The 26803-nt window shown below is 70.6% G+C and carries 25 protein-coding genes and 1 CRISPR repeat array; of the genes, 9 read left to right on the forward strand and 16 right to left on the reverse strand.

Translation table 11 applies throughout. From position 1 onward, the window contains the following. Window positions 1-48 precede the first annotated feature (48 nt). Together ACLQ2N_RS09660 and ACLQ2N_RS09665 are read left to right on the forward strand one after the other, a co-directional pair. Complete coding sequence (locus ACLQ2N_RS09660) at window positions 49-1197, forward strand: Gfo/Idh/MocA family oxidoreductase (RefSeq protein ID WP_425811046.1); 1149 nt, start codon at window positions 49-51, stop codon at window positions 1195-1197. Further along, complete coding sequence (locus ACLQ2N_RS09665; RefSeq protein WP_073965042.1) at window positions 1194-1673, forward strand: heme-degrading domain-containing protein; 480 nt, start codon at window positions 1194-1196, stop codon at window positions 1671-1673. Before ACLQ2N_RS09660 ends, ACLQ2N_RS09665 begins: the two co-directional genes overlap by 4 nt. 63 nt (window positions 1674-1736) lie before the next feature. Here ACLQ2N_RS09665 and ACLQ2N_RS09670 read toward each other — a convergent pair whose 3' ends face one another. The 5 genes from ACLQ2N_RS09670 to ACLQ2N_RS09690 all read right to left on the reverse strand — a co-directional run bounded on the left by ACLQ2N_RS09670 (window position 1737) and on the right by ACLQ2N_RS09690 (window position 5649). Further along, a complete protein-coding gene (locus ACLQ2N_RS09670; protein WP_425811048.1) occupies window positions 1737-2597 on the reverse strand; it encodes a fumarylacetoacetate hydrolase family protein in 861 nt (286 codons plus the stop codon). 135 nt (window positions 2598-2732) lie between these two features. Further along, window positions 2733-3503 (reverse strand): YidC/Oxa1 family membrane protein insertase, encoded by a 771-nt coding sequence (locus ACLQ2N_RS09675; protein WP_425811050.1) that lies wholly within the window; start codon window positions 3501-3503, stop codon window positions 2733-2735. A gap of 86 nt (window positions 3504-3589) precedes the next feature. Continuing rightward, window positions 3590-3925, reverse strand: coding sequence for a DUF6412 domain-containing protein (locus ACLQ2N_RS09680; RefSeq protein ID WP_425811052.1), 336 nt, complete (start codon window positions 3923-3925; stop codon window positions 3590-3592). A 66-nt stretch (window positions 3926-3991) separates the two neighbouring features. Then, a complete protein-coding gene (locus ACLQ2N_RS09685; RefSeq protein ID WP_425811054.1) occupies window positions 3992-5494 on the reverse strand; it encodes a sodium:solute symporter family protein in 1503 nt (500 codons plus the stop codon). After that, window positions 5491-5649 (reverse strand): DUF3311 domain-containing protein, encoded by a 159-nt coding sequence (locus ACLQ2N_RS09690; protein ID WP_018105675.1) that lies wholly within the window; start codon window positions 5647-5649, stop codon window positions 5491-5493. Before ACLQ2N_RS09690 ends, ACLQ2N_RS09685 begins: the two co-directional genes overlap by 4 nt. 117 nt (window positions 5650-5766) lie before the next feature. On the opposite strand from ACLQ2N_RS09690, the gene ACLQ2N_RS09695 reads away from it, so the two are divergent. The 5 genes from ACLQ2N_RS09695 to ACLQ2N_RS09715 all read left to right on the forward strand — a co-directional run bounded on the left by ACLQ2N_RS09695 (window position 5767) and on the right by ACLQ2N_RS09715 (window position 12584). Beyond that, window positions 5767-6771 carry a hypothetical protein gene (locus ACLQ2N_RS09695; protein ID WP_425811056.1) on the forward strand — a complete coding sequence of 335 codons (1005 nt, stop codon included), beginning with the start codon at window positions 5767-5769 and terminating at the stop codon, window positions 6769-6771. Window positions 6772-6960: 189 nt separating this feature from the next. Then, on the forward strand, window positions 6961-7461 hold the full coding sequence (locus ACLQ2N_RS09700; protein ID WP_425811058.1) for a GNAT family N-acetyltransferase: 501 nt from the start codon (window positions 6961-6963) through the stop codon (window positions 7459-7461). A 125-nt stretch (window positions 7462-7586) separates the two neighbouring features. Next, on the forward strand, window positions 7587-9116 hold the full coding sequence (locus ACLQ2N_RS09705; RefSeq protein ID WP_425811060.1) for an ATP-binding protein: 1530 nt from the start codon (window positions 7587-7589) through the stop codon (window positions 9114-9116). Between the two features lie 53 nt (window positions 9117-9169). Further along, window positions 9170-12103 carry a Z1 domain-containing protein gene (locus ACLQ2N_RS09710; protein WP_425811062.1) on the forward strand — a complete coding sequence of 978 codons (2934 nt, stop codon included), beginning with the start codon at window positions 9170-9172 and terminating at the stop codon, window positions 12101-12103. 22 nt (window positions 12104-12125) lie between these two features. Next, the gene (locus tag ACLQ2N_RS09715) at window positions 12126-12584 is read left to right on the forward strand and encodes a very short patch repair endonuclease (RefSeq protein ID WP_425811064.1); all 459 of its coding nucleotides are present in this window, start codon (window positions 12126-12128) and stop codon (window positions 12582-12584) included. Here ACLQ2N_RS09715 and ACLQ2N_RS09720 read toward each other — a convergent pair. From ACLQ2N_RS09720 to ACLQ2N_RS09740, 5 genes are all read right to left on the reverse strand, one after another. Beyond that, window positions 12519-13814 (reverse strand): DNA cytosine methyltransferase, encoded by a 1296-nt coding sequence (locus ACLQ2N_RS09720; protein ID WP_425811066.1) that lies wholly within the window; start codon window positions 13812-13814, stop codon window positions 12519-12521. The genes ACLQ2N_RS09715 and ACLQ2N_RS09720 overlap by 66 nt on opposite strands. Before the next feature lie 196 nt (window positions 13815-14010). Beyond that, entirely contained in the window at window positions 14011-14589 is a 579-nt protein-coding gene (locus tag ACLQ2N_RS09725) for a protein NO VEIN domain-containing protein (RefSeq protein ID WP_425811068.1), read from the reverse strand. 178 nt (window positions 14590-14767) lie between these two features. Next, the gene (locus tag ACLQ2N_RS09730) at window positions 14768-16594 is read right to left on the reverse strand and encodes a DEAD/DEAH box helicase (RefSeq protein WP_425811070.1); all 1827 of its coding nucleotides are present in this window, start codon (window positions 16592-16594) and stop codon (window positions 14768-14770) included. 2 nt (window positions 16595-16596) lie between these two features. Next, window positions 16597-18021, reverse strand: a complete 1425-nt coding sequence (locus tag ACLQ2N_RS09735) for a transcriptional regulator (RefSeq protein WP_425811072.1) — start codon at window positions 18019-18021, stop codon at window positions 16597-16599. 92 nt (window positions 18022-18113) lie between these two features. After that, complete coding sequence (locus tag ACLQ2N_RS09740) at window positions 18114-18797, reverse strand: hypothetical protein (protein ID WP_425811074.1); 684 nt, start codon at window positions 18795-18797, stop codon at window positions 18114-18116. A 218-nt stretch (window positions 18798-19015) separates the two neighbouring features. Here ACLQ2N_RS09740 and ACLQ2N_RS09745 point away from each other — a divergent pair, with 218 nt between their 5' ends. Further along, the gene (locus ACLQ2N_RS09745; protein WP_425811076.1) at window positions 19016-19828 is read left to right on the forward strand and encodes a hypothetical protein; all 813 of its coding nucleotides are present in this window, start codon (window positions 19016-19018) and stop codon (window positions 19826-19828) included. Window positions 19829-19839: 11 nt separating this feature from the next. Here the strand turns inward: ACLQ2N_RS09745 and ACLQ2N_RS09750 are convergent, their stop codons facing one another. The 4 genes from ACLQ2N_RS09750 to ACLQ2N_RS09765 form a co-directional block, all read right to left on the reverse strand. Continuing rightward, the gene (locus ACLQ2N_RS09750) at window positions 19840-20346 is read right to left on the reverse strand and encodes a nuclear transport factor 2 family protein (RefSeq protein WP_425811078.1); all 507 of its coding nucleotides are present in this window, start codon (window positions 20344-20346) and stop codon (window positions 19840-19842) included. 252 nt (window positions 20347-20598) lie between these two features. Next, window positions 20599-21306 (reverse strand): B3/B4 domain-containing protein, encoded by a 708-nt coding sequence (locus tag ACLQ2N_RS09755; protein ID WP_425811080.1) that lies wholly within the window; start codon window positions 21304-21306, stop codon window positions 20599-20601. A 42-nt stretch (window positions 21307-21348) separates the two neighbouring features. After that, window positions 21349-21996, reverse strand: a complete 648-nt coding sequence (locus ACLQ2N_RS09760) for an FMN-binding negative transcriptional regulator (protein WP_425811082.1) — start codon at window positions 21994-21996, stop codon at window positions 21349-21351. A 76-nt stretch (window positions 21997-22072) separates the two neighbouring features. Then, window positions 22073-22909 carry an EamA family transporter gene (locus tag ACLQ2N_RS09765; protein ID WP_425811084.1) on the reverse strand — a complete coding sequence of 279 codons (837 nt, stop codon included), beginning with the start codon at window positions 22907-22909 and terminating at the stop codon, window positions 22073-22075. A 119-nt stretch (window positions 22910-23028) separates the two neighbouring features. Between ACLQ2N_RS09765 and ACLQ2N_RS09770 the strand changes: the two genes are divergently transcribed. After that, window positions 23029-23604, forward strand: a complete 576-nt coding sequence (locus ACLQ2N_RS09770) for a helix-turn-helix domain-containing protein (protein ID WP_425811086.1) — start codon at window positions 23029-23031, stop codon at window positions 23602-23604. A 379-nt stretch (window positions 23605-23983) separates the two neighbouring features. Here the strand turns inward: ACLQ2N_RS09770 and ACLQ2N_RS09775 are convergent, their stop codons facing one another. Next, entirely contained in the window at window positions 23984-24901 is a 918-nt protein-coding gene (locus ACLQ2N_RS09775) for a phosphotransferase (protein WP_425811088.1), read from the reverse strand. Between the two features lie 28 nt (window positions 24902-24929). Further along, window positions 24930-25427, reverse strand: a complete 498-nt coding sequence (locus ACLQ2N_RS09780) for a hypothetical protein (RefSeq protein ID WP_425811090.1) — start codon at window positions 25425-25427, stop codon at window positions 24930-24932. A gap of 242 nt (window positions 25428-25669) precedes the next feature. Further along, window positions 25670-26796: a CRISPR direct-repeat array (repeat unit 29 nt; unit sequence GGGACCATCCCCGCGCGTGCGGGGAGCAG). The last annotated feature ends 7 nt before the right edge of the window (window positions 26797-26803 follow it).

Below are 26803 nucleotides of genomic sequence, written 5' to 3' on the forward strand. Positions count from 1 at the left end.
TGTGGCCCGCGCTTGCACTTTGGCAACAGCGTTGCCAAAGTGGACGGCATGACCTCCCACACCTCCGGCTCCCCCTTGCGCGTCGGACTCGTCGGCTACGGCCTGGCGGGGTCCGTCTTCCACGCCCCGCTGATCACGGCCACCGAAGGACTGGTCCTCGACACGGTCGTCACCCGTGACGAGGAGCGCCGGGCCGAGGCCCGCGCCGCCTTCCCCGACGTACGGTTCGCCGCCTCGCCCGACGAGCTGTGGCAGCGGGCGGACGAGCTGGACCTGATCGTGATCGCGTCGCCGAACAGGACGCACGTACCGCTCGCGCGGGCGGCGCTGGAGGCCGGGCTGCCGGTGGTCGTGGACAAGCCGGTCGCGGGCACGGCGGCCGAGGCGCGCGAGCTGGCGGCGCTGGCGGATGAGCGCGGGCTGCTGCTCTCGGTCTTCCAGAACCGCCGCTGGGACAACGACTTCCTCACCCTGCGCGCGCTGCTCGCGGACGGCGTCCTGGGCGAGGTCCAGCGCTTCGAGTCCCGCTTCGAGCGGTGGCGCCCGCGACTGAAGGGCGGCTGGCGCGAGTCGGGCGACCCGCGCGAGATCGGCGGGCTGCTGTACGACCTGGGCAGCCATGTGGTCGACCAGGCGCTGACCCTGTTCGGCCCGGCGGCCCAGGTGTACGCCGAGTCGGACCTGCGGCGCCCGGGCGCGGCGGCCGACGACGACACGTTCGTGGCGATCACGCACACCTCGGGCGTGCGCTCTCACCTGTACGTGAGCGCGACGACGGCCCAGCTCGGCCCGCGTTTCCGGGTGCTCGGGTCCGCCGCCGGCTTCGTGAAGTACGGCCTCGACCCCCAGGAGGCCGCCCTGCGCGAGGGCGCCCGGCCGGCACCGGGCGAGCCGTGGGGCGAGGAGGGCGAGGAGCTGTGGGGCCGGCTCGGCGCGGGCGAGTCCCCGCTCACGGGCGGCGGCACCCCGGTCCGTACCCTCCCGGGCGACTACCCGGCGTACTACGCGGCGGTCACGGACGCGCTGCGCGGGACGGGCGACAATCCGGTGACCGCCCTTCAGGCCGCCGAGGCCCTGGACGTCCTGGAGGCCGCCCGCCGCTCGGCCCGCGAGGGGGTCACCGTGACCCTGCGGCCCGCCGGTGCCGGCACCCCCGTCCCCTCGCCCGCCCACGCCCCCGAGGAGCAGCCCGTATGAACCCCACCGCTCCGACCATCTCCGAGCTGATCGCCCAGGAGCGCCGGCTGACGCTGCCGCACTTCGGCTACGACGACGCCTACGCGCTCGGCGGGCTGCTGGTCGCGCTGGCCCGGGAACGGCACGCCCCGGTCGCGATCGACATCCGGCGCGGGGCGCAGCAACTGTTCCACGCGGCGCTCCCCGGTTCGAGCGCGGACAACGACGCGTGGATCGACCGCAAGCGCCGGGTGGTCGAGCGGTACGGGGAGAGCTCGTACCTGGTGGGGACGCGGTTCCGGGCGAAGGGGACGACCTTCGACGAGGCGTCCCGGCTGGACCCGGACGTCTACGCGGCGCACGGCGGCTCGTTCCCGATCGCGGTCGAGGGCGCGGGCGTCATCGGCTCGGTGACGGTCTCGGGGCTGCCGCAGGCCGAGGACCACGCGCTGGTGGTGGAGGCGCTGGAGCAGTTCGTGTCGCGGATCGACGGCTGACACGCGGGGAGGGGTGGGGTCCGCGTACGAACGGACCCCACCCCTCCGATGTATCGAGGCGCTCTACGCGTCCTTCAGCTCCTGGCGCTGGCGGCCGAGTCCTTCGATCTCCAGCTCCACGACATCGCCCGCCCGCAGGTACGGCTTGGGCTCGGGCTGTCCCATGGCGACGCCGGCCGGGGTGCCGGTGTTGATGACGTCGCCCGGGTAGAGCGTCATGAAGTGGCTCAGATAGCGGACGACCTCGCCGACCGGGAAGATCTGGTCGGCGGTGGTGCCGTCCTGCTTCAGCTCGCCGTTGACCCAGAGCTTCAGCGGGAGGGCCTGCGGGTCGGGGACCTCGTCGGCGGTGACGAGCCAGGGCCCCAGCGGGTTGAACGTCTCGCAGTTCTTGCCCTTGTCCCAGGTGCCGCCGCGCTCGATCTGGAACTCGCGCTCGGAGACGTCGTGCGCGACCGCGTACCCGGCGACGTGGGCGAGCCCTTCCTCGACCGTCTCCAGGTAGCGCGCGGTGCGGCCGATGACGACGGCGAGCTCGACCTCCCAGTCGGTCTTCACGCTGCCGCGCGGCACGAGCACGGTGTCCTCGGCCCCGACGACGGTGTCCGGGGCCTTGAAGAACAGGATCGGCTCGTCCGGGATCGACGCCCCGGTCTCCGTGGCGTGGTCGTGGTAGTTCAGCCCGATGCACACGATCTTGCCGATCCGGGCGAGCGGCGGGCCCACCCGCAGCCCTTCGGCGTCGAGCGCCGGCAGCCCGCCGGGCGCGGCCGCGGCGGCGCGCACCCGGGCGAGCGCGGCCCCGTCGGCCAGCAGGGCGCCGTCGATGTCGGGGACGACGCCCGACAGGTCGCGCAGGGTTCCGTCCTCGTCCAGCAGCGCCGGTCGTTCCGCGCCCGCCGTACCCACACGAAGCAGCTTCAAGAGTCGTTCTCCTCGGTCGGGATCAGGCCCGTCGGATGGGTGGCGGCCATCGCAGGCTTGTCCGATCCTCCAAGACGTCCGATCACTCCGCAAGACCCTGTTCACCACCTGGACCGGGGAGCCGTGCCGCCGCCGTTACGCGGCTGTGGCGACCGCGGCGCCCGGTGCGGTCATGTCGCGGTACAGGAAGGCCCGCTCGATGGCGGTCCAGGTGGTGCTGGTGACCACGTACAGCGCGGCGGCCAGCGGCACGTAGGCGATGGTGAAGAGGGTGAAGAAGGACATCAGCGGCATGAGCTGGTTCATCACGCCCATGCCGGGCACCGGCTGCCCGTCGGGGCCGGCGGGCGGGGTGACCGGGTTGGCGGCCATCTGACGCTTGGTACGCCCGTAGTTGAAGGTGGCGACGGCGGCCACGATCGCGAAGAGTCCCAGGTAGACGAGGCCCTGCGCGCCGAACATCCCGCCGTGCCCGAGCGCGTCGTGCCAGCGCTCGCCGAGCGGCGCGTCGAAGAGCTGGTGGCCGAGGAGCGAGTTCGCCTCGCCGCCGATCCTCTGGCTGGAGAAGAGGTGGTAGAGCAGGAAGAACGCCGGGATCTGGAGCAGGCTCGGCAGGCAGCCGGAGAAGGGCGAGACCTTCTCCTCGCGGTGCAGCTCCATGAGCGCCTTCTGCATCCGCTCGCGGTCCTTGCCATGCTTCCTGCGCAGCTCGGCGATCTGCGGCTGGAGCCGGCGCTGGGCCTTCTGCCCGCGTGCGGCGGCCCGCGAGAGCGGGTGCACGGCGAGCCGCACGAGCGCGGTGAACAGGACGATCGCGGCGGCGGTGGACGCGCCCTGGAAGAGCGGGTGGAGCAGGTCGGCGAAGGCGCCGACCAGGCTGGCGAAAGCGGACATGAAGGCGGACATGGGTGAGCCCTCCGGGGTCTCGTCATGCGGGAAGCGAGGAGTACGTGCTTCGGCGTGACGGGTCCGCGTGAGTGGCTGAGGTGTCCTTACGCGGCCGTCAGGAGGGCACGGCCCGGCGCTCGGGGGCGCCGGCGCCCCTGGGCGTCCGGGTCCCGTTGCGGCAGGAACGCGGTGCGCTTCTCCCGGTCGCGGATGGCGGTGCGCACCCGGGTGCGGGGCACCGGGGCTGCGCAGCGGGCGCTCAGGACCGAGCAGGCGACGAGCGCGGTGCCGGCGGCCGCGGTGGCGGCGAGCGCGACGGCGGCGGAGAGGCTGCCGCCCTCGGCGAGGAGCACCTCGGTGAGGAGGAAGAGGAGCAGCCCCGCGGGGCGCAGGACGCGGGAGAGGCCGTCGCGTACGCGGCTCATGGTGACGGTGTCCATGGGCGGTGCCTCCCTTCCGTATCCGCTCCTGTCGGTCCATCCGTTATACACGACCGGCCGAACGGGTCAACGTACGTTGACGACCACGCGGTCCGCCTCCAGCTCGTCCCGGGCCAGCACCTCCTCGTCCGGCCGTTCGTCGCGCTCGCGCGGACCCGCGTACGTCACCACGAGCGCGACCGCCAGGTTGGCGGCGAGCGCGACGATGCCCGCGTTCACGCCCCACACCGGATCGTGCTCCGTGAAAACGAACCCGCACACCACGCCGACCCCCACGACGAGCCCGGACAGCGCCCCGAGCAGCGTCAACCGCCGCCACATCAGCCCCAGCAGCACCATGGGGAGCAGCTGCGCCATCCCCTCGTACGAGATGAGCGAGAGGCGTACGAGGGTGTTGGGTGCGGTGTACGTGAGCAGCAGCGCCAGCGAGCCCGCGACCACGACGACCAGCTGCGCGGCGCCCTTCTGCCGGTGCTCCCAGCGGGGCACGAGCGAGAGCACGCTGCGGCCCCACATCGTGCCGATGACCAGCATGAACACGGCCATGGGCACGATCGATGAGAGCGCGGCGGCGACCCCGATGACCCCGACGGACCAGGCGGGCAGCGAGTCCGTGACCAGCTTGAAGAGCGCGAGGTTGGACTCGGCACCGACCAGCCCGGGCACCACGAACAGCGCCGCCATGCCGAGCAGCATCGGGACGAAGAGGAGGACGTTGTAGGCGGGGAGCCACATGGCGTTGCGCCGCAGCACGTCCGCGCTCGATGCGCCGAGGTAGCCGGCGACGGTGGTCGGGAAGATCACGACGGTGAGCGAGTTCAGGAACGACGTGGTGATGAACCACGCCTGTCCGAGGCCGCTGTCCCCGTGGCCGGGGAAGGTCAGCCACTCGCTCTTCTCGGTGACGAGCCGGTCGAGGAAGGGCCCGTAGCCGTCGAAGTAGTGCGCGGGCACGTAGACCGCCAGGAAGCCGAGCGTGACGATCACCAGCAGGTCCTTCAGCACGGAGACCCAGGCGCTGCCGCGCAGACCGCTGACGACGACGAAGCCGGTGGTGACGGCGAAGGCGATGAAGTACGCCCAGTTCAGGCTGATGGCCCCGTAGGAGATCGTCGAGACGACGACGCCCATGCCGGTGATCTGGAGCTGGATGTACGGAAGCAGGAACACGGTCGCCAGGACGGCGACGAGCGCGCCGAGCCAGGGCCGCCCGAAGCGGTGCGCCACCATGTCGGTGATCCCGACGAGTCCGTGCTTGCGCGCGTACGCCCACAGCATCGGCCCGACGACGTAGCCGACGGCGTATCCGCAGGACATGTACGCGACGACGTAGAGGACGGGCGCCCCGTAGTTGTAGCCCCAGCCGGCGGCGCCGAGGTAGCTGAAGCTGGTGTAGCCCTCGCCGGCCATCAGCACCCAGATGAAGACGGTCCCGAGGCTGCGCCCGCCCACCGACCACTCGGCGAGCCCGCCCCCGCCGCCCCGTCCGCCGCGTACGGCGAGCAGCCCCAGGGCGACGGTGGCGACCATGAAGACCCCGAAGACGGAGGTCGCGACGGTGGCGTTCACCGGCGGTCACCCCGCCGGGTCAGCCACACGGCGACGGGGGTCAGCAGGGTCGCCCCGAGCAGCCAGAAGAAGAGGAACGGCAGCCCGAGAACGACGGGCCGGACCCGGTTCACGAACGGCAGCGCCCCGAGGTAGAGCACGTAGGGGACCAGCAACCACAACAACTGCGGACGTCGTCTGAGCACGTGGAGACACGTTAGAGGGTCGGCGGCATGCCCGGGGCCTCGGGAGCGGCCCCCGCCGCGCCCCCGCACAGCAGTACGGTGTGGTGCATGCGCCCCGACACCCCTGCCGACCACATCTCCGAAGCCGAGCGTCTGCTCCGCACCGCGGCGCAGTACCCCGAGGACCACGAGCCGCTGCTCCTCCAGGCGGCGGCCCACCTGGAACTCGGCGGCGACCGCGCCCGCGCCACGACGCTCTACGACGACCTGCTCGGCGATCCCCGCACCGAGCACCCGCACCTGGTGAAGGCGCTCAGCGCCGCGAACCTGTGGGAGTACGGCCACGAGGCGGAGGCCCGCGCGCTGATCGACGGCGTCCGGGTGGCGGCCCCGCAGGAGGCCGCCCCGTGGGAGATCGCGGCCGAGACGCTGGAGGCCCACGACGAGCTGGAAGCGGCGCACGACCTCTTCTCCACGGCCCTGCGCCTGCTGATCGCCCCGGGCGAGGAAGTCCCGTACGCGACCCAGTCGCTGCTGACCGGCCGCCACCGGGTGCGCCGCCTGATGGGCGTCGGGCACGACGCCTGGGACGAGCTGGCGGACACGCTGCACACGGCGGCGGTCCCGCTGGACGAGCTGCACGACCCCAAGCGCCTGTGGTCCCTGGGATCGTCGGACCCGGGCGAGCTGCGCGCCGAGATCACCCGTCTCCGTGCCGAACTGGGCACGTACCGCACGGCGTTGTCCCGCCCCTTCCCGGTGGCGGTGCTGCACTGGCCGGCGGCGGAGTTCCGCGAACTCCTCACGGCGTACCCGAGGCTGGGCAGCGAGTACGCCTCCCACCCGGACCACCTGGCCCGCCTGGAGGCGGCCCTGCGCGACCTCCAGGCGGCGGGCACCCCGAACCTCGGCATCGTCCGGGGCACGGTCCCCTCCTACGAAGCCTTCGCCGCCTCCGAATCCGCCTCCCCGGCCGACCCGGACCTCCTCCCCCAGTACGCGACGACCCTGGCCGCGCGGGGGCGCGCGGTCCCCTGGCCACCGGCGAAGAGCGGCGACTGCTGGTGCGGGTCGGGGGAGTCGTACCGGGGGTGCCACGGGGGGCGGGTGTAGGAGTCGTCGTCCGGGGCCGGTGCTGGGGCTGACGCGGGGCCGCCCCGGGGGGGGCGGGGCTCCGGGGCCGGGGCCGGCGCTGCGCGGGGCTGCGCCGGGGGCCGGGCTCCGGGGGCGGGGCTCCGGGGCCGGTGTGAGGCGGCCGGAATGCGGATGCCGGGACGCGCCCCGGCTCCGTACCCTTCGTCCATGCCCGAACTCCAGCGCCTGCGCCCCGACCACGCCCCGGCCGTCCTCGCGTTCGAGAAGGCCAACCGCGCGTACTTCGCCGCGTCGGTCCCGGACCGCGGCGACGCCTACTTCACCGACTACCCGCCCCGCCACGAGGCGCTGCTCGCCGAACAGGCCGCGGGCGTCTGCCATTTCCACGTCCTGGTGGCGGAGGACACGGGCGAGGTCCTGGGCCGCTTCAACCTGATGGACGTCTCCGCCGGCACGGCCGAACTCGGCTTCCGCCTCGCGGAGAAGGCCACGGGCAGGGGCCTGGCGACGACCGCGGTGCACGACCTCTTCGCGCTGTGCCGCACGGCGTACGGCCTGACGGCGCTCAGGGCGAGGGCGGCGGTGCGGAACACGGCGTCGCGGGCGGTGCTGAGGAGGGCGGGCTTCGTGGAGACGGGCGAGGCGGTGGAGCTGAACGGGGAGGCGGGGGTGGCGTTGGTGCGGGTGCTGGGGGCGGCGACGACGTAGCGCGAGCGTATTTGTCACTGGGATTCCCGGCTGTCCCACCTTTGCAATACCATCACATCGCATCTACTCATCAGGGCCGCACCTCCCCACGCAGGTCTCAGCTCTGTGTGCGCGAGGAAGGCTTCATGGCGCCGTACCAGCCCTCTGCCGACTGGCAGTTCGAGGTCCCCACCACCGGCACCAAGCGACTCCCGCCCGCCGCCCGGTACGTCGAGTCACTGACACACCAGGGGTACGGCTTCGAGGCGGCCATCGCCGACCTCGTGGACAACTCCATCGACGCCGGTGCCCGTAACGTCGTCGTCAGCCTGCTGCGCGACGACGACCGGCTGGTCAGCCTCCTCGTCATCGACGACGGCCGCGGCATGGACGACGCCGCACTGGACACCGCGATGACGGTGGGCGGCAGGCAGGGGTACGACGACACGGCGCTCGGGCACTTCGGCGCGGGCCTCAAGGCGGCGTCCCTGTCGCACGCCGACTCGCTCACCGTGATCAGCCGCACCAAGCGCAGCCCGTCCACCGGCCGCCGCTGGCTGACGGCCCGCGCCCGGGCCGACTTCAGCTGCGACATCGTCGACCCGGGGTACTGCCAGGACCTGGTGGACCGCTACGACGGCGTCATCCAGTGGCAGGGCACGATCGTGCGCTGGGACCGGGTCCGCGCCTTCGAGACCATCACCACCGGCCAGGCCGACCGCTACCTCAACGACGCGATTGAGAAGCTGGAGACCCACCTCGGGCTCTACCTCCACCGCTTCCTGGCCCGCGACGGCTTCAACATCGACATCGTCGTGGAGGACGTACGGACCAAGGAGGAGCTGGACCACCGGGGCGTCGAACCGATCGACCCGTTCGGCTACCGGGTGCCCGGCCGGGCCGGCTATCCCCGTACCTACACCGCCCCGGTCGAGGGCGTGGGCGAGGTCGCGCTGACCGCGCACATCTGGCCGCCCAAGTCACCGCTGGTCAGCTTCCGGGGCATCGGCCCGCTCGCCGAGCGCCAGGGCTTCTACATCTACCGCAACGACCGGCTCGTCCAGGCGGGCGGCTGGAACAGCACCCGCAGCCCGGAGGGCCACCTCGCGCTCGCCCGGATCGCCGTCGACCTGCCGTCCGCGCCGAACGACGTCTTCAACCTCACGGTGAAGAAGGACGGTGTGACGGTCACCCCCGCGTTCGCCCGCGGCCTGGAGCAGGCCGTGGACGCCGCGGGTCACCCCTTCGCCGCCTACGTGCAGGAGGCGGCGCTCACGTACCGGGAGGCGGCCCGGCGCGCCACCGAGCCGCAGCGCAAGGCAGTGCTCCCGGCGGGCAAGGGGATCGACCCGAAGCTGCGGCGGACGCTGCGCGACGAGCTGCCGGAGCTGGAGGGCGAGGACCCGATCGCGTTCCGCTGGGACAGCCTGCCGTCCGACGTGTTCTTCGAACTCGACCGGGAGCAGCGGGAGGTCCGGCTCAACAAGGAGTACCGGCAGGTGCTCAACGGGGGCCGGCGCGGAGGTCTGAACGACGCCCCGGTGATCAAGAGCATGCTCTATCTGATGGTCAACGAGATCTTCCAGAAGGAACGGGTCCGGGCCGTCCACACCGACAACGTGGCGCTGTGGAACAGCGTCCTGGTCACGGCGGCACGCTGCGAGATGGAGCGCTGAGCCCCCTCCCCCGCCCGCCCGTCCCCGTAACCGATCCGAGAGAGCCGCCCGCCATGACCGACCCCCTGTTCACCCTGCACGGCGACGTGCTGGCCGCGATGCGCCGGGGGCCCAAGCCCTTCGCCAAGCTCGCCTTCGTGCTCTCGGACGACGAGGAGCCCGCCGACACGGCGCTCTCCCACTTCCAGGACCGGGTCCTGGGCGCGGAACCGGGTGACGGGCTGATCGCACTGTGGCACCGCACCCTGACCGCCTGGGACCTGGCGGAGCAGGCCGACTGGTCGGCGGCGCCGCCCCGCACGGACGAGCGCCGCGCGGACACGTACACCCGGCTGGGTTTCGGCGCCGGGCTGCGGAAGGCGCTCGACAGTGCCGTCCCGGTGTTCAAGGAGCCCGGACCGACGGTCATCAGCAAGGAGTTCGTCTCCTGGTACTCCCGGGACGCGGCCGCGGCGCGCTCGTTCTATTGGACGTCGTACGAGCGGTTGCTGCGCCGCAAGGGCTGGTCGGACGCAGCGGTCTCCGGACTGGACGAGGCGAGCCATGCCGTGGTCGAGCGCCTCTCCGACCCCACGCGCCCCGAGGCGTACGGGGCTCGCGGCCTGGTGGTGGGCTACGTCCAGTCGGGCAAGACCGCCAACTTCACCGGCGTCACCGCGAAGGCCATCGACGCGGGATACCGCCTGGTCATCGTCCTCGGCGGCACGCTCAACCTCCTCCGGGGCCAAACCCAGCGCCGGCTGGACATGGAGCTCATCGGCCAGGAGAACATCCTGCGCGGCGCGGACCCGGCGGACCCGGACGCCCTGGTCGGCATCGACTACCAGGAGGACGCGGACTGGCCGGAGAAGTTCGTCAGCCACGGCGGCCGGCCCTCCGCCCTCGGCGCCTTCGACATCGAGCGTCTCACCACCCGCGACGACGACTACAAGAGCCTGCTCAACGGCATCCGCGCCCTGGAGTTCGAGAAGCAGTCGCGCACCGAGCCGCTGTACGCACCGGCCAACCTGCACCACGCGGCGGCCCGGATCATGGTCGTGAAGAAGAACAAGTCCGTGCTGGACAAGCTGATCAAGGACCTCAAGAAGATCGGCCCGATCCTCTCCGAGATCCCCGCGCTGATCATCGACGACGAGTCGGACCAGGCGTCGGTCAACACCACGGACCCGAAGAAGTGGGAGGAGGGCAAGGTCACCCGCACGGCCATCAACCGCCAGATCTCGCAGCTGCTCGGCCTGCTGCCGCGCGCCCAGTACGTCGGCTACACCGCGACCCCGTTCGCCAACGTCTTCGTGGACCCCGGCGACGGCGAGGACATCTTCCCGCGCGACTTCCTCGTCTCGCTGCCCCGCCCGACCGGCTACATGGGCGTCCAGGACTTCCACGACCTCGACACGGACGAGGGCACCGCCGAGGAGACGCACATCCGGGGCATCTACGAGGACACGGGCGACCGCCTCCAGGAGGCACTGGACGCGTTCGTCCTCACGGGCGCGCTCAAGCTGTACCGCGCCGACCGGGGCGTCCCCGAAGGGCCGTTCCGGCACCACACGATGCTCGTCCACGAGTCGGTACGCATGGCCGAGCACACGGCCCTCGCCCTGCGGATCAACTCCATGTGGCACCGGGCCGCCTACACGAGCCGCCAGGGCCACGACCGCCTGGCCGCCCTCTTCGCCTCGGACTTCCACCGCTTCGCCGACGCGGAGCTGCCCACGCCTGAGTCGTACGAGGAACTGAGGGCCTACGTCTCGCGCGCCCGCCAGCTCATCAACGCGGGCGGCACCCCCGTCCTGGTGGTGAACGGCGACACGGAGCGCGACTACGACCAGCCCGACCTGGACTTCGAGCGGACCCCGCACGTGTGGAAGATCCTGGTCGGCGGCACGAAGCTCTCCCGGGGCTTCACGGTCGAGGGCCTCACCGTCACGTACTACGTCCGCCCCATCCAACAGACCGACACCCTGATGCAGGTGGGCCGCTGGTTCGGCTTCCGCCCCGGCTACCGGGACCTGGTCCGTCTCTACATCGGCCGCGAGGTACCGCTCGGCAGGACGAGGACGATCGACCTCTACGAAGCCTTCGAGGCCATCTGCCGCGACGAGGAGACGTTCCGCGCCCAGCTGACCCGCTACGCCACCCTGGTGGACGGCAAACCCCAGGTCACCCCTGCCCAGATCCCCCCGCTGGTCTCCCAGCACCTCTCCTGGATCCGCCCCTCGGCCCGCAACAAGATGTTCAACGCGGAACTGGTGGAGATCCGCTCCCCGGGCCAGTGGGTGGAACCGACCGCGTACCCGGTGGGGGCGGAGGAGCTGCGGGGGAACGTGGAGGCTTGGGGGGTGGCGTTGGGGGCGCTGCGTGAGGACCTCTCCGTTTTCGTGACCGTCTCCGAAAACGACCGGGGCGGTTACGCCCGCTACCCCGCTCGGACGGCGGTTCTCAGCCATATCCAGCTGCTGGACATCGTGAGCCGCCTGACCTGGGGCAGGCCAGACCTCTTCGCCCCTCACCTGGCCTATCTGCGGGAGGCGAGCGACGCCGGGTGCGCTACGGACGACTGGGCGCTCATCCTTCCTCAGACGTCCGGACCGACGAGCGTGTCCGCCAGCATTGTCGGCAGTCAGCCCCTCAGCCTGGTCCAGCGCAAGCGAAACGCCCGCGGCGTGTTCAACCGCATCTCCGGTGTCGCCCATCGCCAGTCCGCCGAGCGCATCGCCGGACTCCGCGCGTTGAGTGACGATGACCCGTTCGCCACTCAGCTCCACCGCCCGCGCCGTGGAGCCGTACTCCTCTACCCGGTCATCGACCCAAGCCTTGGCAGCCCGGAAGATCTCGTGAAGGACGGCAGTATCGACCCCGGCAAGGTCGTGCTGGCCGCGGCGTTCATCCCAGCCGCCAGCACGACGGACAAGCCGGTACCCTACGTTCGCTTCCGGGCGGTCGACTCGTCCCGGCCTGGTGAAGCCACTATTGAAGTGCGATGAACGTGACCCGGGAGTGACCGTAGTGCCTGAGCCCGCAGACTGGACCCCGCCGGACGGCTCGTGGGCCTCGTCTGCGGCGCGCCGCCGGAACATGCAGGCGATCCGCAGCCGCGACACCCAGCCGGAACGCCTCATCCGCCGGCTGGTGCATGCGAACGGCCTTCGATACCGCGTGGCCGCGCGGCCTCTGCCAGACCTTCGCCGGACGGCTGACCTGGTCTTCCGTCCAGCGAAGGTGGCCGTATTCATCGACGGCTGTTACTGGCACGGCTGCCCTGAGCACTATGTCCCGCCCAAGACGAACCCGGGCTACTGGTCAGACAAGGTGGCCCGGAACATGGCCCGGGACCGCGACACTGACAAGCGGCTGGCCGAGGCCGGGTGGGCCGTCCTGCGGTTCTGGGAACACCAGGACTCAGACGTGTGCGCCCTGGAGATCGTCAGCACTGTCCGCGAACGCCGACGCGATTTGCGCGGGTAGCGTCTCGGGGGCCTGCGCCTTGCGGCGGTCGCGTTCATGGGCGGCACGCAGCACGTCCGCGATGGCCTTGCCCACTGCTGCGGCGACCGGCGGCGGAAAGGCGTTCCCGACCTGCCGGTACTGCGCGGTCTTTCCGCCCGTGAACTTCCAATTGGGCGGGAACCCCTGGATGATCGCCGCCTGCTCAACCGTGAGCATGGGACCTTCCTTCCTGAAGAGGTCCCGCTCCCAGCTCTTCTTCCTCATACCTTCGTCGTGGGAGTTGGCGACTCCCACACCGGAGACCCCCAGAAGACCCCAGGCGGTCTTAGCACGGCTCGGGCCGAGATCGGCGCCGCCGTGCTTCTTGGACCCGCCAACCAGGGTGGGGGCCACACCGGAGTCCTTCTTGCTCTCGGCCTGCTGCGCCTTTACCTTCCACCTGTCATGGCATTCTTTCGCCAGATCCGCGATTTCCCCTCCCATTTTCAGGTAAGGGGCATAGCGGGCCTTCATGGACTTCTTGAGAGCCTCGAAGACGCTCACAGGGCTTCCCGCGGCAGTCGGCCAGACGAACTTCAGGTCTCCGAGCACATCCTTGCGGATGGCCACCAGAACGGCCCTGGGGCGCAACTGCGGAACGCCGAAGTCACTGGCTTCCAGGACCTCCCACTCGCAGACCTGGTAGCCGAGACCCTCGAAGTCTTCGACGATGCCCGTGACAGGGTGGGTGGCCCATCCGCCCTGAAGGCGCGCTTCGATGTAGGTACGGTATTCCTCGAATTTCGCGTCCTTGATACCGCGTACGTTCTCGATCATCACCGCTTCAGGGCGAAGCTCGTCAGCAAGTTCAAGGATCCGCGGGAAGAGGTCACGCTCATCATCCTTCCCGAGCTGCTTGCCGGCGTGCGAAAAGGGCGGACACGGCACGCCGCCAGCGAGAAGATGCAGCTCGCCCTTGGCGAGAGGCTTTCCCAGATATTTCTGCGCCTTCTTCAGGTCAGGCTCACGATCACCCCCCGAAGCGATGGGGACGAACTGGTTCACATCACCGGAAATCACATCGCAGAAGTCTCGCTCCCAGCTCCACTCCGCCAGGGACGCGATGTTCTCCTGAAGCGTCTCGGAGGCGTGCGGGTCGATCTCTACCAGCGCCAGGTGCTTGAAACCGGCCTGATGCAGGCCGATAGCCTGCCCTCCAGCCCCCGCGCAGATCTCGATCGAGGTCAGCACGTCGTCACTGGGACCCATCGGCTCCGGTCTCCTCATTCGTACGTTCAGCGTTCAAGCCTCACCGGGCCAGAACAGGCCAATGCTGACAGGCGAGACTGGGAGAGCCTACCTGGGCGCCGGCCCGGAGGCGTGCCCCGCAGCAACCTGGGCGGACCAAGCGCAGGGCTTCGAGCTCTCGCCCTGGCACGGAGCCCAGCATATTCGAACAAGCGAGCTAGTGTTGGCCTGATCCCTTTTGTCCGTCGCGGTCTTGGTGCCAGACAGGGCACTGAGGCAGTGCTCCCTCCGGCAGCAACCACCCCGCCCCGATGAACAGACCTGGTGCCAGAGCATGGCCCGGCACCTCCAGCCGAGCTGACTCCCAGCGGCCGCTCCCCGCCTGGTCGGCGGGTACGGATGAATGGACCCAGCCCCGGTCGACCGTTGCCACGTTCACCGCGCACCCGTCGCGGCCGACAAGGACGGCGGCGAGGCACCAGTGCTCGTCCGTCGCCATCACCTCGTACTCGTGACGTGTCAGGTGGATGACCAGACGGGTCGGGTCAGTGGTCGACTTGACCTCGATGTGTGCCCGCTCAGAGGCGGACCGTGCTGCCTGTATGTCGTATCCGTACGCGTCGGATTCCGCGGCCACATGTCTCACATGCGGCACTCCGCCGTCGCGCAGCAGCCGGAGCAGCGCCTGTTCACCTGCGGCACCCACAGCCCTCCGCGCTTGCTCTCCAGCCCTGCTCCACACCACCGGGGGCAGCGCCCTGTCGCCGTCCGCCGCCTCGCTCTCGCTGATGTCCACGACGGGCCGTCCCGCCGTGGACACCATGCCCGTACGTCTGAGCCAGGCAAGGCCCTCCGCATACTGTGCAGGGGTGAGATCCGCGTAACCCGGATGATGGGTGAGGATCGCCCGCACCCGTGGCACCCCGGCCACGCGCAACTCAGTCAGCCAGCGGCGCGCCGCGCGGCGCGTCGCTTCAGTGGGCGGCGACAGCACTGACGTGGTTCAGCAGAGCGCGGACGTCGGCCATGTCCATCCCGGCCGCACCGGAGGGCTCATCTTCCAGGTCAGCCAGCTGCTGGACGGCGGGGTCGTCCAGGATGCGCCCCATGAATTCGAGTTTCTCCTCAAGCCGCATGGCGACCACCTCATCGATCGTGCCTTCAACCGCGAGCACGGTGACGCGCGTCTGGGTTCCGGGGGCCAGCCCGAGACGGTGTATGCGGTCCAGGCTCTGCAGAAAACGTCCGGCCATGAAGTCACGGTCTACATACACGGCGTCATGGCAAACGTGGTGAAGGCTGATGCCCTCACCGAGAGTGGCCGGATTGGACAGGAGAACGTGGCAGTCCGGATCCTCGCGGAACCGTCTGATCTGCTCCTCCCGGTCCGGGGTGCCACCGTGGACGACTGCCGGCTGGTACCTGCTGAACAGGCTCTCCATGGTGGTGATGCTGCGGACGAAGGTCGTCCACACAAGGGTTTTCCGCCCCAACGCAGCATTCGTCGCAACGATATTGAGCGCCTCCTTGTACTTCGGAGACAGCTCGTGCGCGGGCAGATTACGCATGAGCGCGTACAAGGATTCACCCTCTGGCACTTCAAGCGGCGGAACCTGATAAACCAGAGGCTCGTAGCGACTCTCACCCTCGATAAGCAGCGCAGGACTGGTGGCCGCCATCAGAAGCCGGAGCATCGCCTTGCCCAGGGCATCGAATTCATCACGCGATGCTTCTGCCCTCGCCGTGAACCGGCCCACCAGCGCGTCGTACACCTCTCGGTGCAGCGCCGGCATCTTCAGGCGACGAATCCGCGTCTCGAAGGGGGGGAGCCCCAGCTCCTTCTTCGTCGTCCGGGTGAACAGCGGCCGCAGCACGGCACTCGCGTACGCGAGATCGCCACCCTCGACCGCCTGGGTCACCACTCTGCGCCCATGACCAGGCCAGACGAAGGACAGCAGGTTCTCCAGGTCCCGGGCTCCGTTCGGGGCCGGAGTACCGGTAAGGATGAGGCGTCGGCGGGTGAGCGGGCCGAGCGCCATGCAGGCGCTGCCGTACGTTCCCCGCGACCCCAGCTTCATCCGGTGCGCTTCATCCAAAATGATCATGGACGGCGTGCCCCGTAGCCAGCCCGCCAGTGCCGCGAGCGAACGGTCGAGCCGCTCGTAGTTGACGATCAGAATGTCTGCCCTGTGGTCAGGCTCCTTGCCCATGACGGCCGTCCGCGGTGGCTCCCTGAAGCAGAGGGCGCTCTCCGAAAGCCACGACTCGTAAGCTGACTTGGGACTGACCACCAGCAGTCTGCGCACGTCGCCACGCTCGCGCATTGCCGCATACACCGCCAGGCCGACGCGGGTCTTCCCAGCACCAGGGACGCTGAAGTTGGCACCATGCCGAAGGGACAGCAGCTGTGCGACATCACGACGCTGGAACTCCGTGAGGCCGGCACGCCAGCCGTCCCCGAGCGCCGCCTCCACAGCGCTGTCGTCCCAGGTCCCGGCCGCCTGAGGCGACTGGAGCTGCTCCTCGGCGCGGTCGGCGTCATCGAGTACCTCCCCGACCAAGGCACTGAGCTCGTCCGACCACACCACCGTCTCGGGGTGGGACCACTCAGCCAGGGCGTCGATGCCTACCAGGAAGTCATCGAGATCCAGCTCCAGGGCGAGACGGCCGCGCGGGCTGCCACCGGGGAACCTGGCCGAGAGCCGCGTCAGATCACTGCGGTAAGGCTCGGCGGCACGCAGAAGGGCCTTGGTCCGCGTGACATCGAAGCCGATGTGCAGGGACGGTTCGTCAGTCGCCATGGTCACGAGGGCTCCTGCCGCACGGCTTCACGCAGCCACTCGACGCCCTCACCAGGCATCTCGATGGTCTGAGCCGTGGCCTGGGCCAGCTTCTTCAACGTGGCCTTGAGCTTGAGCACCGCCTCGTCCAGTGCTTCCTCGTCCAGACTGCGGGCCCCACTCGCCAGCACCATGTCGGTGATGCACTGTTCGATGTCCTGGCACGCGTCGTTGAGGCGGTCGGGGGCAGCCTGCTTCCGCTTGCGGACCCGGGCGTCCTTGCCGGCGGGCTCAAGTGCGGCCTCTACAGCCTTGTGCGCGGCGTCGAAGACAGACGACGCCGCCTCCACCTGAGCTGCGGGGACCTTCTCCTTGGCACGGACCACTGCCTTGGCGCGGAGCACGGAATCAGTGAACGCGCGGGCGGCGGCGACCTGCGGTGCTTCGGCCTTCACCGCCCGGTTGATGCCGGGAATCACGCGGCCGGAGGCCACCGCGGGAGCGGGCTTCAGTTCTTCCGGCAGCCGGTGCTCCAGATACCTGTTCCGGAAATCTGATTCGATCAGACGGAGGTCGGTCTTGGAGAAATTCATCACGATGGCCGCAAGGCGGTTCTCCTTCAGCAACTCCGCTTTCTGTACATCAGACTTGGACTCCTTGGCGAAAGCACGGTGCACCTCGCGAAGCCGCTCCTGGGCGTCCTCAAAGTCAAGCAGCCGGAGCTGTACGCCCTCAGCCGCCGACCTGTCGCTCAGGTCCCGGAGGCAGGAGAGCACCCACAGGTCCTGCTCAGCCGTCGACTCCCGGATGCGGAAGTCCCGGGCGACCTCCTTCAGCGGCCGGCCGGCCTCCACCTGCTCGTCGATGGTGAGCAGCCGGTTGATGTACGAGTAGGGCCGCCGTGTGTCGTGGCGCAACTGCAGGGACAGCTCGACCCGGTTAATGTCGGCCCACGTACAGGAGTCGGGCAGAACGGCCACCCGGATCTCAGGCACGCCGAGTTCGCGGAGCGCCGCCGCCCTGGTGTTGCCGTTGACCAGGATGCCCTCGCGGGTGATCAGACCCGGTTCGTTCTGCCGGAACTCTTCGAGGCTCTGCTTCAGCGCGTCGAAGTCCTTGTCACGCTTCGAGGGGTCTGAAGGCTCGGCCTTGAGAAGGAAATCCAGGTAATCCTGGCTCTCGTCGCTCCATGCGTCTTCGTCAAGCCGGCGGTCCAACCGGGTGTCGTAGCTTCGCTGCGCGCGGATGCGGTGCGTTCCCGGGTTGTAGTAGAGCGAGTCCACCGGCATATCGATGACCTGCACCACCTGCGGTTTCGTCCGCCACTCGATGGTCAGCGTTTCCTGCAGTCCGCCCCCGGCCGCCAAGTCCCGGAGACGCTGCTCGACGACGTCTCTGTTCTTGGCGGCATGCGGCGGCAGACCGAAGTCCCCGGCGTTGTTGCTCACGGTGGTCCGTTCTCCTCTTGCTTGAAAGGTTCATCTCAGCTCATGGCGGGGCCGCCGGCCCCGGCGGCCCCGCCATGAGCTGAGAGCCGGTCTCAGACGGGCGGGAGCCCGAGGGCCTTACGTACCTCGTCGCGGGAGTCCGCCGGCAGCGTACGGAAGTCGGACCAGACCCGCTCCACGGGGCTGAACTCGCGCTCGTCGGCGGCGACCCAGGCCACGAGCGTCTGCCGCTGCAGTCCGCCGAGCTTGGTGATGTCCTCCAGCACAGCCTTCAGGTCTGCCTCCTGGAAACGGCCGCCCACGCGGCAGCGGTGGCATTCTGCGATGGGCTGGACCACCGAGGCACCGGTAGGCAGCTTCACCTTCCGCCGGGCGATATCGAGCTGGGCGGTCTCGAAAGTGCCGGCATACGCCTGACCCGGCGTAATCCCGCATGACCGGCAGCGGTTGCCGTCGCGTGCGAGGATCTTCCGGCGCTGGGTATCCGTGAGGGACGAGCTGTCCTTGGTGGCCTTGCCGGGCTCCCAGACAGGCTGGCCCCGCACGACGAACCGCTGTTCGCTCTGGTCGAGGCCGGGGTCCTCCCTGTGGGTCACGATCTGCCACCCGTAACCACGAAGGTCACGCACGCGGCGATCCGCCTGGGTGATTCCGGGGAAGGCGTTCTTGACGTCCTCCTTGGTGAAGACATTGCCCTCCCCCACGACGGTCAGCAGCCAGAGCGCGGCACGCTTCATCGTTCCGAGCTTTTCGTCCTGCCACGACGGCAGAGTCATCCAGGGGCCCCCTCTTCGTCAGGTGCATAGCAGTGCGTGTGGACGCCTGGTAGCTGGCGCCCCTTCCGGGCATCACCACTGTGACCGCCCGAAGGCTGCTACGCCAGGTTCCGCAAGGTTTCGAGGGGTTACGGAAAACATCCACGCCTTCCCGAAAAGCCGCTGCTTCAGCCACAATTGACGCCCGTCTGCCATCCCCAAATGATCGGAAGGTGTGCGTGACCCGCAATCGCAAGACCTGGAAAGAGCTGCCGTCCCGGACCACCGCCGCCCACCGTGCCCTGGTGACAGCGCTGCGCGAGATCCGGGAATGCAGCCCGCGCACCCAGGCGGACATCGCGAGGGACGCCCACCAGGAACCGACAACTCTCTCAAACCACCTAAACGGTGGCCGCATCCCGGACATAACGCTTCTGCGGGACTTCTACGCGGTGGTGGAGAAGGATGCCTCGGCGGCGGGGCGGGGGCCACTGCCCCACACTCTGGACACACTCTTCGAACTCCGCTGTCACGCCAAGAAGAAGCACTGCGAGTGCTGCGCGGTCGGTTATCCGACGGTCTCTGAGGACTCCGGACCGGAACAGCCGGCTTCGCCCGCCGTCGAGAACCCCGGGGTGGCGCGGGCACGACGCCTGCGCCGCCGCGCCCTGCGGCGCGAGATTTCGCTGCCGCCGAAGCCGAGCGGGGTGCCGGTCCCCCTGCGGCATGGGGACCGGCACCCCGCAGATGCCGTGGAACTCAGCTGGCCGGAGACGAGACTGGTGGCTGGATACCTTGCTGCTGGCCGAAAACACGATGCTGGCTTTCTGCTCTGGCAGGCGGGCATGTCCTACGCCGCCGCCGACATCGTGAGGGCCGTCACTTCGTGCCGCACCGCTGGCCTGCACGACGCCGCCGAAGCGATTCTGATCAACGTCGCCGAACGCGCTGACCGACAGGCGGTGTTGAACGTCGCTGCAGCCTTGGGGGGTGCCGGCCGGCACGAGGATGTGACCTTCGTCCTGTCGGCTGCGATGCGCGCCTCGCGGTGACTCAGCCAGCCTTAGCCCGTGGCCTGCGCCACATGCGCCGCACCGCCCGCTCTCAGCACCGGCGGCTCCCCCGCCGTCCACACCGCCCGCACCCCCACCCGGGTCGCCCGCCACCCCTCGTCCATGCGCCGGAACCGGGCCTCGTACACCCCGCCCACCGTGAAGAGCGGGTCGGCGCCCTCGCCGCGGGACCGGAGGGTGGAATCGCGGTGCACGTGGGTCATGTGGGCGTTCCAGGTGACGTCGGCCGTGCGGGCGTCCGGGGCGGGGCGGACGAGGACGTCCGAGGAGATGTGGAGCGTGGCGGCGAAGCGGTTGACGGCCTCTTCCGCGAGGCGGATCGCGTCGGCGCCGGTGGCCGTGCCGACCGGGGTCGTCACCTGGAGGTCGTCGGTGAAGTAGGCGCCGGCCCAGCCCTCTTCGAAGCGGCGCTCGTCCAGCGCGCGGAAGAAGCCGCTGATGAGGGTGGCGATCTCGATGTGGTCCTGGGGGTCCGGGGCAGTGCTGGTCTCGTTCATGGTTCGATCCTGCGACCTCGACCAGACTTGAGGTCAAGAGCCCCGCGAGAGTCCCTTGGTGGCCCGGCCACGGCCCGGCCACGCCGGCCATGTTCCGCCCGCCGGCGCCCAGCGCCCACTGCGCGACCCGGACGCGCTGGGACGGGACGAGGTCGAGAACGGCGGTGGCCAGGAGTGAGCGCCAAGGCCCGGACGGGGTGCTGCTCGGCCTTCGCCGTCACTGGGATGCCGGGGAGGGGGTGGGGGAAGGCGTCAGAGGGTGACCTGCGGGTGGGCGGGGCTGAGGTAGTGGACGGCGCGCTCGGCGGAGTGTTCGGTGAGCAGGTCCCGCAGTTCGTCGGCGGCGGTGGTCAGGAGGTGTCCGTCGCGGGGGGCGGACAGGGTTTCGAGGACGAAGGCGACGCGGGTGGAGTCCTCGGTGACGCGGGTGCGGTGGGCGTCGCGGTGGTTCCAATGACGGGTGAGGACGTCGGTGGTGTCGGTGTAGACGATCTCGCCGGGCTTGGGGTGCTCGACGGTGTCGGGTTCGCCGAGCGGGGTGAAGGTCTCGCTGCCGTCCGCGTGGCGGATCTCGACGTCGCCGGTTACGTGGTCGAGGTCGAAGGCTCCGGCGGGCAGACCGTGGCGGACGGAGACGGCGTTGTAGGAGTCGACGGCCGGGTTGATGCGGGGCAGGCTGCCCTTCTTCGCCATGCGGCGGCCGAGGGCGTCGACGCTGGGCCTGATGCGGCGGGGGTTGGTGCCGAACGAGCGGTAGGCGGTGTGCCACGCCTCGATGCGCGGGTCGCCGTCGTCGGCGGGAGCCCAGGTGCCGGAGGCGAGATCCCGCTCCAGGGCCTCCACGGCGGCAGCCGTCTGGGGCCAGGGCTCGCGGCCGTTCAGGCCGGTGGCGGTGACGACGGCGATCAGGGTGTCGGGGAAGGCGTCGGCGACGGCGGGGCTGATGCGGAAGGCGGTCATCGTGAAGAGAGTTCCGTTCTGGGCGGACTGGGGTGGGGGCGGTCAGGGCTTCCAGACACCGACGCGGTCCAGGCGGCGCAGCTGCTGGGCCGCGGCGGGCACGTCGAGGGCGGCAGCGCGTCCGGTGAGCCTGCGGGCGGTGTCGGTGCGTTGCTCGACGGGTTTGTGGTCGTCGTACTTGAACTTCGCGCGGACCTCGGTGATGTCCAGGCGCAGTCCGCGGATGCCGGGCAGCATCCGGCCGTAAGGAGGCCGGCCGGGGTCGATCGGGGCGTGGTCGCCGTCGGGCTGGAAGTGGGCCATCTGGCGGCGCAGCAGCTCGGCCTTCTCCTCGGGTTCGTCGACGATGGCGGCCTGGCACGTGAACTGGACAGCGGCGTAGTAGCTGGTGGGGACGCCGTCGGTGGGTTCGGTGCCCGGCCTGGTACGCCAGGGGCCGGGGATGAAGGCGTAGTCGCCGGTGACGGTGAAGGTGACGTTCGGATCGGCCTCGATCGGCTTCCAGACCGGGTTGGGGCGGGCGAGGTGTACGAGCAGGGCCGCGCCGTCGACGGTGAAGTGGGTGGGCACGGTGATCGGCGCGTGTCCGGGCAGGCCGTTGACGCTGAGGATTCCGAAGTCGTGGCCGTCGGCGATCCACGTCCGCCATTCGGCGTCGTCCAGGGCGGCGTCCCAGGGCTGGATGAACATGCCGGGTTCCTTCCGTGGTGAGTGGCGGTTCAGGTCAGGGACGGTTCAGGTGAGTGGCGGTTCAGTGAGGGACGGTTCAGGTCAGGGCGAGGAGGCTGACGGCGACGGCGGCGGTGCCCAGGCCGATCAGCTGTCCTCGGTGGACGCGTTCGGCCAGGACGCTGCGGGCGAGCAGGACGGTGCCGGCCGGGTAGAGGGCGGTGATCACGGCGACGACGGCCAGGTCGCCGCTGCGGGCGGCGAGCAGGAACAGCAGATTGGCGATCGAGTCGAGCACACCGGCCGCCGCCGAGATCCCGTACGCGGGCTTCTCCGTGCCGAGGCGCCGGAACATCACCCCGGCGACGGTCAGGGTGACGGCGGAGGACACCGTACGGCCGACGATCAGCGGGCCCACCCCGCTGTCGGTGGGCGCCTGGTGCAGGAAGACCAGCTGGAGCGCGATGGCCGCTCCGGCTCCGAAGGCCAGCAGCAGCGCGCTCCGCGAGGGACGGGCCGACTTCGCGCCGTGCCCGGCACTGACCAGCACCACGGCCGCCAGGGCCAGCGGCAGGCCGAGCAGCCCGGCCGGCCCCAGGTGCTCGCCCTGCACCAGCCCCACGCCGACCGGCAGCATCGCCGACACCAGCGCGGTGACCGGGGAGAGCACGTTCATCGGGCCCATCGCCAGGGTCTTGTAGAGCAGGGCGAACGCGGCCGCCGACGCCACGCCGGAGGCGGCGCCCCAGGCCAGGGTCGCCGGGGCGAAGGAGGCGCCGAGCGCGGGCCACAGCAGCAGCTCGACGGAGAGCGAGGCCGGGGCCGCGATCATCACGGTGCGCAGGACATGGGCCTTGCGGGCACCCAGACCGCCGAGGAAGTCGGCGCATCCGTAGGCCAGAGAGCTGCCCAGGGCCAGCAGCAGAGCGATCACAGGTAGTACATCCCTTACTATCAATGGAACGACTACACCGTACAACGCACCGACCGCAGGTCGTCAACCGAACGACCGCACGGTTCAGCACACCGACCTGCCGCTGGAGGGCGAAACCGATGGCCGAGACCGAGGCGGCACTGCGGACGCTCGCGCACAACGTCCGCGCGGCCCGCAGCCGCGCCGGACTGTCCCTGGACGAACTCGGCCGCCGCGCCAAGGTCAGCAAGGGCGCCCTCGTCGCCCTGGAGAAGGCCCAGGGCAACCCGAACTTCGCCACCCTGGTCCGCCTCGCCGACACCCTCGGCGTCTCCGTCTCCGCCCTCATGGAAGGCAGCCCCGAACAGCGCGTGCGGGTGGTGAGCGCCGAGTCCGTCATGCCCCTGTGGAAGGGTGAGCGCGGCAGCGAGGCGCGGCTCATGCTGACCACCGGCGGCCCGGCGGCCACCGAGGTCTGGCGCTGGACACTGGAGCCCCGCGAGGAGTACCCCAGCCACCCCCACCAGGCCGGCGTGACCGAGACCGTCAGCGTCACCCGGGGCGAGATGCTGCTCGTCGTCGACGGCGCCGAATACCCCGTAGCCGCCGGGCAGACCGCCACCTTCGACGCCGACACCCCCCACACGTACCGCGGCTCGGGCGACGAGACCTGTCACCTGATCATGACCGTCCACCTGCCCCCGGGACCCGCGTAGCGCCCGATGGCCGGACGCGCCACGGGCCGCGCCCGACGCGGAGCCCGTGCGTCGCGGCGAGCGGCATCGACGCGCCCCGGCCCTGGTCGCGCCCGAGCCGGCTTGTCCCCGTAACAGCGCTCACCGGACGCCCGGGCACGCCGCGGCCCTCGGCGGCGGCCTCCACGCTGCCGCGCGCCGCCGCTCCCGCTCTCCGAACACGCCGGCAACGCCGGCAACGTCTGCCTCATCCGCCGCCACGCGCCCCGAGCGACGGCCGCGTGCAACACCACACGGCCGGGGACGACACGGCGGCGGTGCGGCGGTGGCTGCCCCCGGCGCGGGCCACGAGCCCCAACTCACGGATCTTTTACGGGCTCCGCGGCGCCAGCGGGTCGCCTCACTGCCCCAGGGAAGCGGCCAGCCGCTCCAGTGACCTCCGAGCGGGCGGCCCCCACGTCGACTTGCCGCCCGGCAGCCCTCGGTCGCCGTCGTCCGCGATGAGCAGTGCACTGAGCGCGCGCAGGACCGCCCACCCACGGGCCCGGCGAAGAGTTGCCACGTCCGGGGCGGGCCGGCAGGCGGCATGGAAGCGGTCGGCGGCGCCGTCCGGGAGCAGGATCCAGGCGGCAGCGAGGTCGCAGGCCGGGTCACCCGCGAAGAGGTCACCGAAGTCGACGACCCCGCAGAACGTGCCGTTGGCGGTCAGCACGTTGGCGGGATGCAGATCGCCGTGGAGCCACAGTGCGGGCCCCTGCCAGTCGGGGGCGGCGACCGCGTCCTCCCAGACGCGGCGGACCGGTTCGGGATCGGCGACCAACCCCTTCTCGGTGACCGCCGCGAGCGCCTGCCCGAAGTGCTCCCCGTACGGCCCCAACGGCCCCCCACGCCCCCGCCCGGCGGGCGCCCCGGCCGGGGCCGGCCGGTGCAGAGCGCTGAGGAACCGGGCCAGCGTGTCGGCCGCGTCCTCGGCCCGGGTCGCCGGAACCCGGTCGGCCGGCTCCCCCCGCACCCACGTCGTGACCAGCCAGGGCCGCGGGAACCGCTCGGACGGCACGCCGAGGCGCTGCGGCACGGGGACGGGCAGCGGGAGGCCCGGGGCGAGCACGGGCACCCAGGCGTGCTCCTTGAGCAGCAACTCATCTGCGGACTCGGTGGCCCACGGCAACCGCACGGCCAGCTCGTCCCCCAGCCGCCACACCTGGTTGTCCCACCCGCGCGCGCCCAGCTCCAGGGGGAGTCCGGCGAGATCGGGGTGCTGGTCGCGAAGGAGGGCGCGGATCAGGTCGGGGGTCAGGCGGGCCGGGGCGTGGGGCATGCAGGCCACCGTAGTCGGCCGAACTCGGTTACGGGACGGGCCTTTTCCTCGCGGTTCGCGTCAGCACGTAGGTGTTGCCGGTGTCGGGGTCCCCGCAGAAGAAGAACAGCCTCACCTCGTGCCTCTGCTCCGAACGGTCCACGTACAAAGTCCAGTTGTACGCGGACGGAGGCCGGGCGTCCGCAGACGGGGACGAGTTCCCTTCGGCTTCCGGGGCGCGCCTGTCCACCCGTGTCGGCGCCTTCAGCGCGAGCCGGACGACCTGCCCGCTGCCGGTGTCGGCCAGCTGCCAGGCCCCCGTACCGGAGAGGCGCCAGCCCTCGTCGTAGTCAAAGTCCTGCCCGTCGAGCTTTGCGAGCAACGCCGCCCCGTCCTGGTGCAGTTCGACCCGGGTCCCCCCGACGTTCTCCCAGTCTCCGGCGACCTCGGTGGCGGTGGCGTCGTGGATGCCGGTCCCGCCGTAGTACTGAGCGGGCCCGGCGCACGCCACCAGAAGCCAACTGAACGCCGCCACCCCGGCACGCACGTGCCACCTGTTTGCCACTGGGCCCCCAACCCGCCTGCGAACTGCGTTGCGTGTTGAACGCGTTCAACTATACGGCTGCGACCTTCCCCGGGGGCCTGCGGGGCTTGCTCTGGGACCGGTCCCTGCGCGCAGGGGCCAGGAGCAGATGCGGCCACTCGCGACGACCGACGTGCGTGGCGGGGCCATCCACTACCCCGCGCGCGGGGAGCAGGCGAGGCACACACCCCGGGACCTGCCGACCCGGAACTATCCCCGCGCGTGCGGGAAGCAGGACCGAGCAGGTGCCGAGTCTCGTCCTCGATCGGGACCATCCCCGCACGTGCGGGGAGCAGTACTCCGACGAGGCGCCGTTTTAGACGGATCGGGGACCATCCCCGCGCGTGCGGGGAGCAGGTATGCCTGCCGTACGCGGAGGCACTCCTCCCGGGACCATCCCCGCGCGTGCGGCAAGCAGGTGATGAGGCGGTCGACGGTGGTCGAGCCGGAGGGACCATCCCCGCGCGTGCGGGGAGCAAGTGTGGATGGGCAGTGGCCTCGCGGCGGTCGGGGGACCATCCCCGCGCGTGCGGGGAGCAGGCGCCGGCACCTCCTGCGGATTGCTCAGGATCGGGACCATCCCCGCGCGTGCGGGGAGCAGAGCTGGCGTATCTGCTGCCAGTCGTCAATGACGGGACCATCCCCGCCCGTGCGGGGAGCAGGCAGGCTCTACGGGTGCGAGGTGGGTCAGTTCGGGACCATCCCCGCGCGTGCGGGGAGCAGAGGATGCCGCCGTACCCGAGGAACAGTGCGGCGGGACCATCCCCGCACGTGCGGGGAGCAGTATGGTCGGCACTGTCCGTTTAGCCTATTTTCGGGACCATCCCCGCGCGTGCGGGGAGCAGAGCGCGTCCAGGACGTCATCGCGCCCGTGGCCGGGACCATCCCCGCGCGTGCGGGGAGCAGAACTTGGGGCCCGCCTGGTAGCCGTTCCCGTCGGGACCATCCCCGCGCGTGCGGGGAGCAGGTATCCAGTTGTTGTGAGCTGTCTGTCTGTCAGGGACCATCCCCGCGCGTGCGGGGAGCAGTCGCCTTCGGGTTCGTCCTCCGACAACTCGGAGGGACCATCCCCGCGCGTGCGGGGAGCAGGCCATCGAGGACGGGCCCCAGCGCTTGACCGCGGGACCATCCCCGCGCATGCGGGGAGCAGCACCCGGAGGCGTCCACCTCGACCGACGAAGTGGGACCATCCCCGCGCGTGCGGGGAGCAGCGCGTACTCACACGTTGGCCTTCCGTCGCTCTGGGACCATCCCCGCGCGTGCGGGGAGCAGCACCCGGAGGCGTCCACCTCGACCGACGAAGTGGGACCATCCCCGCGCGTGCGGGGAGCAGCGCGTAC

Origin of the sequence: Streptomyces sp. DT224 (genome assembly GCF_049844595.1) — a bacterium.
Taxonomy (GTDB): Bacteria; Actinomycetota; Actinomycetes; order Streptomycetales; family Streptomycetaceae; genus Streptomyces.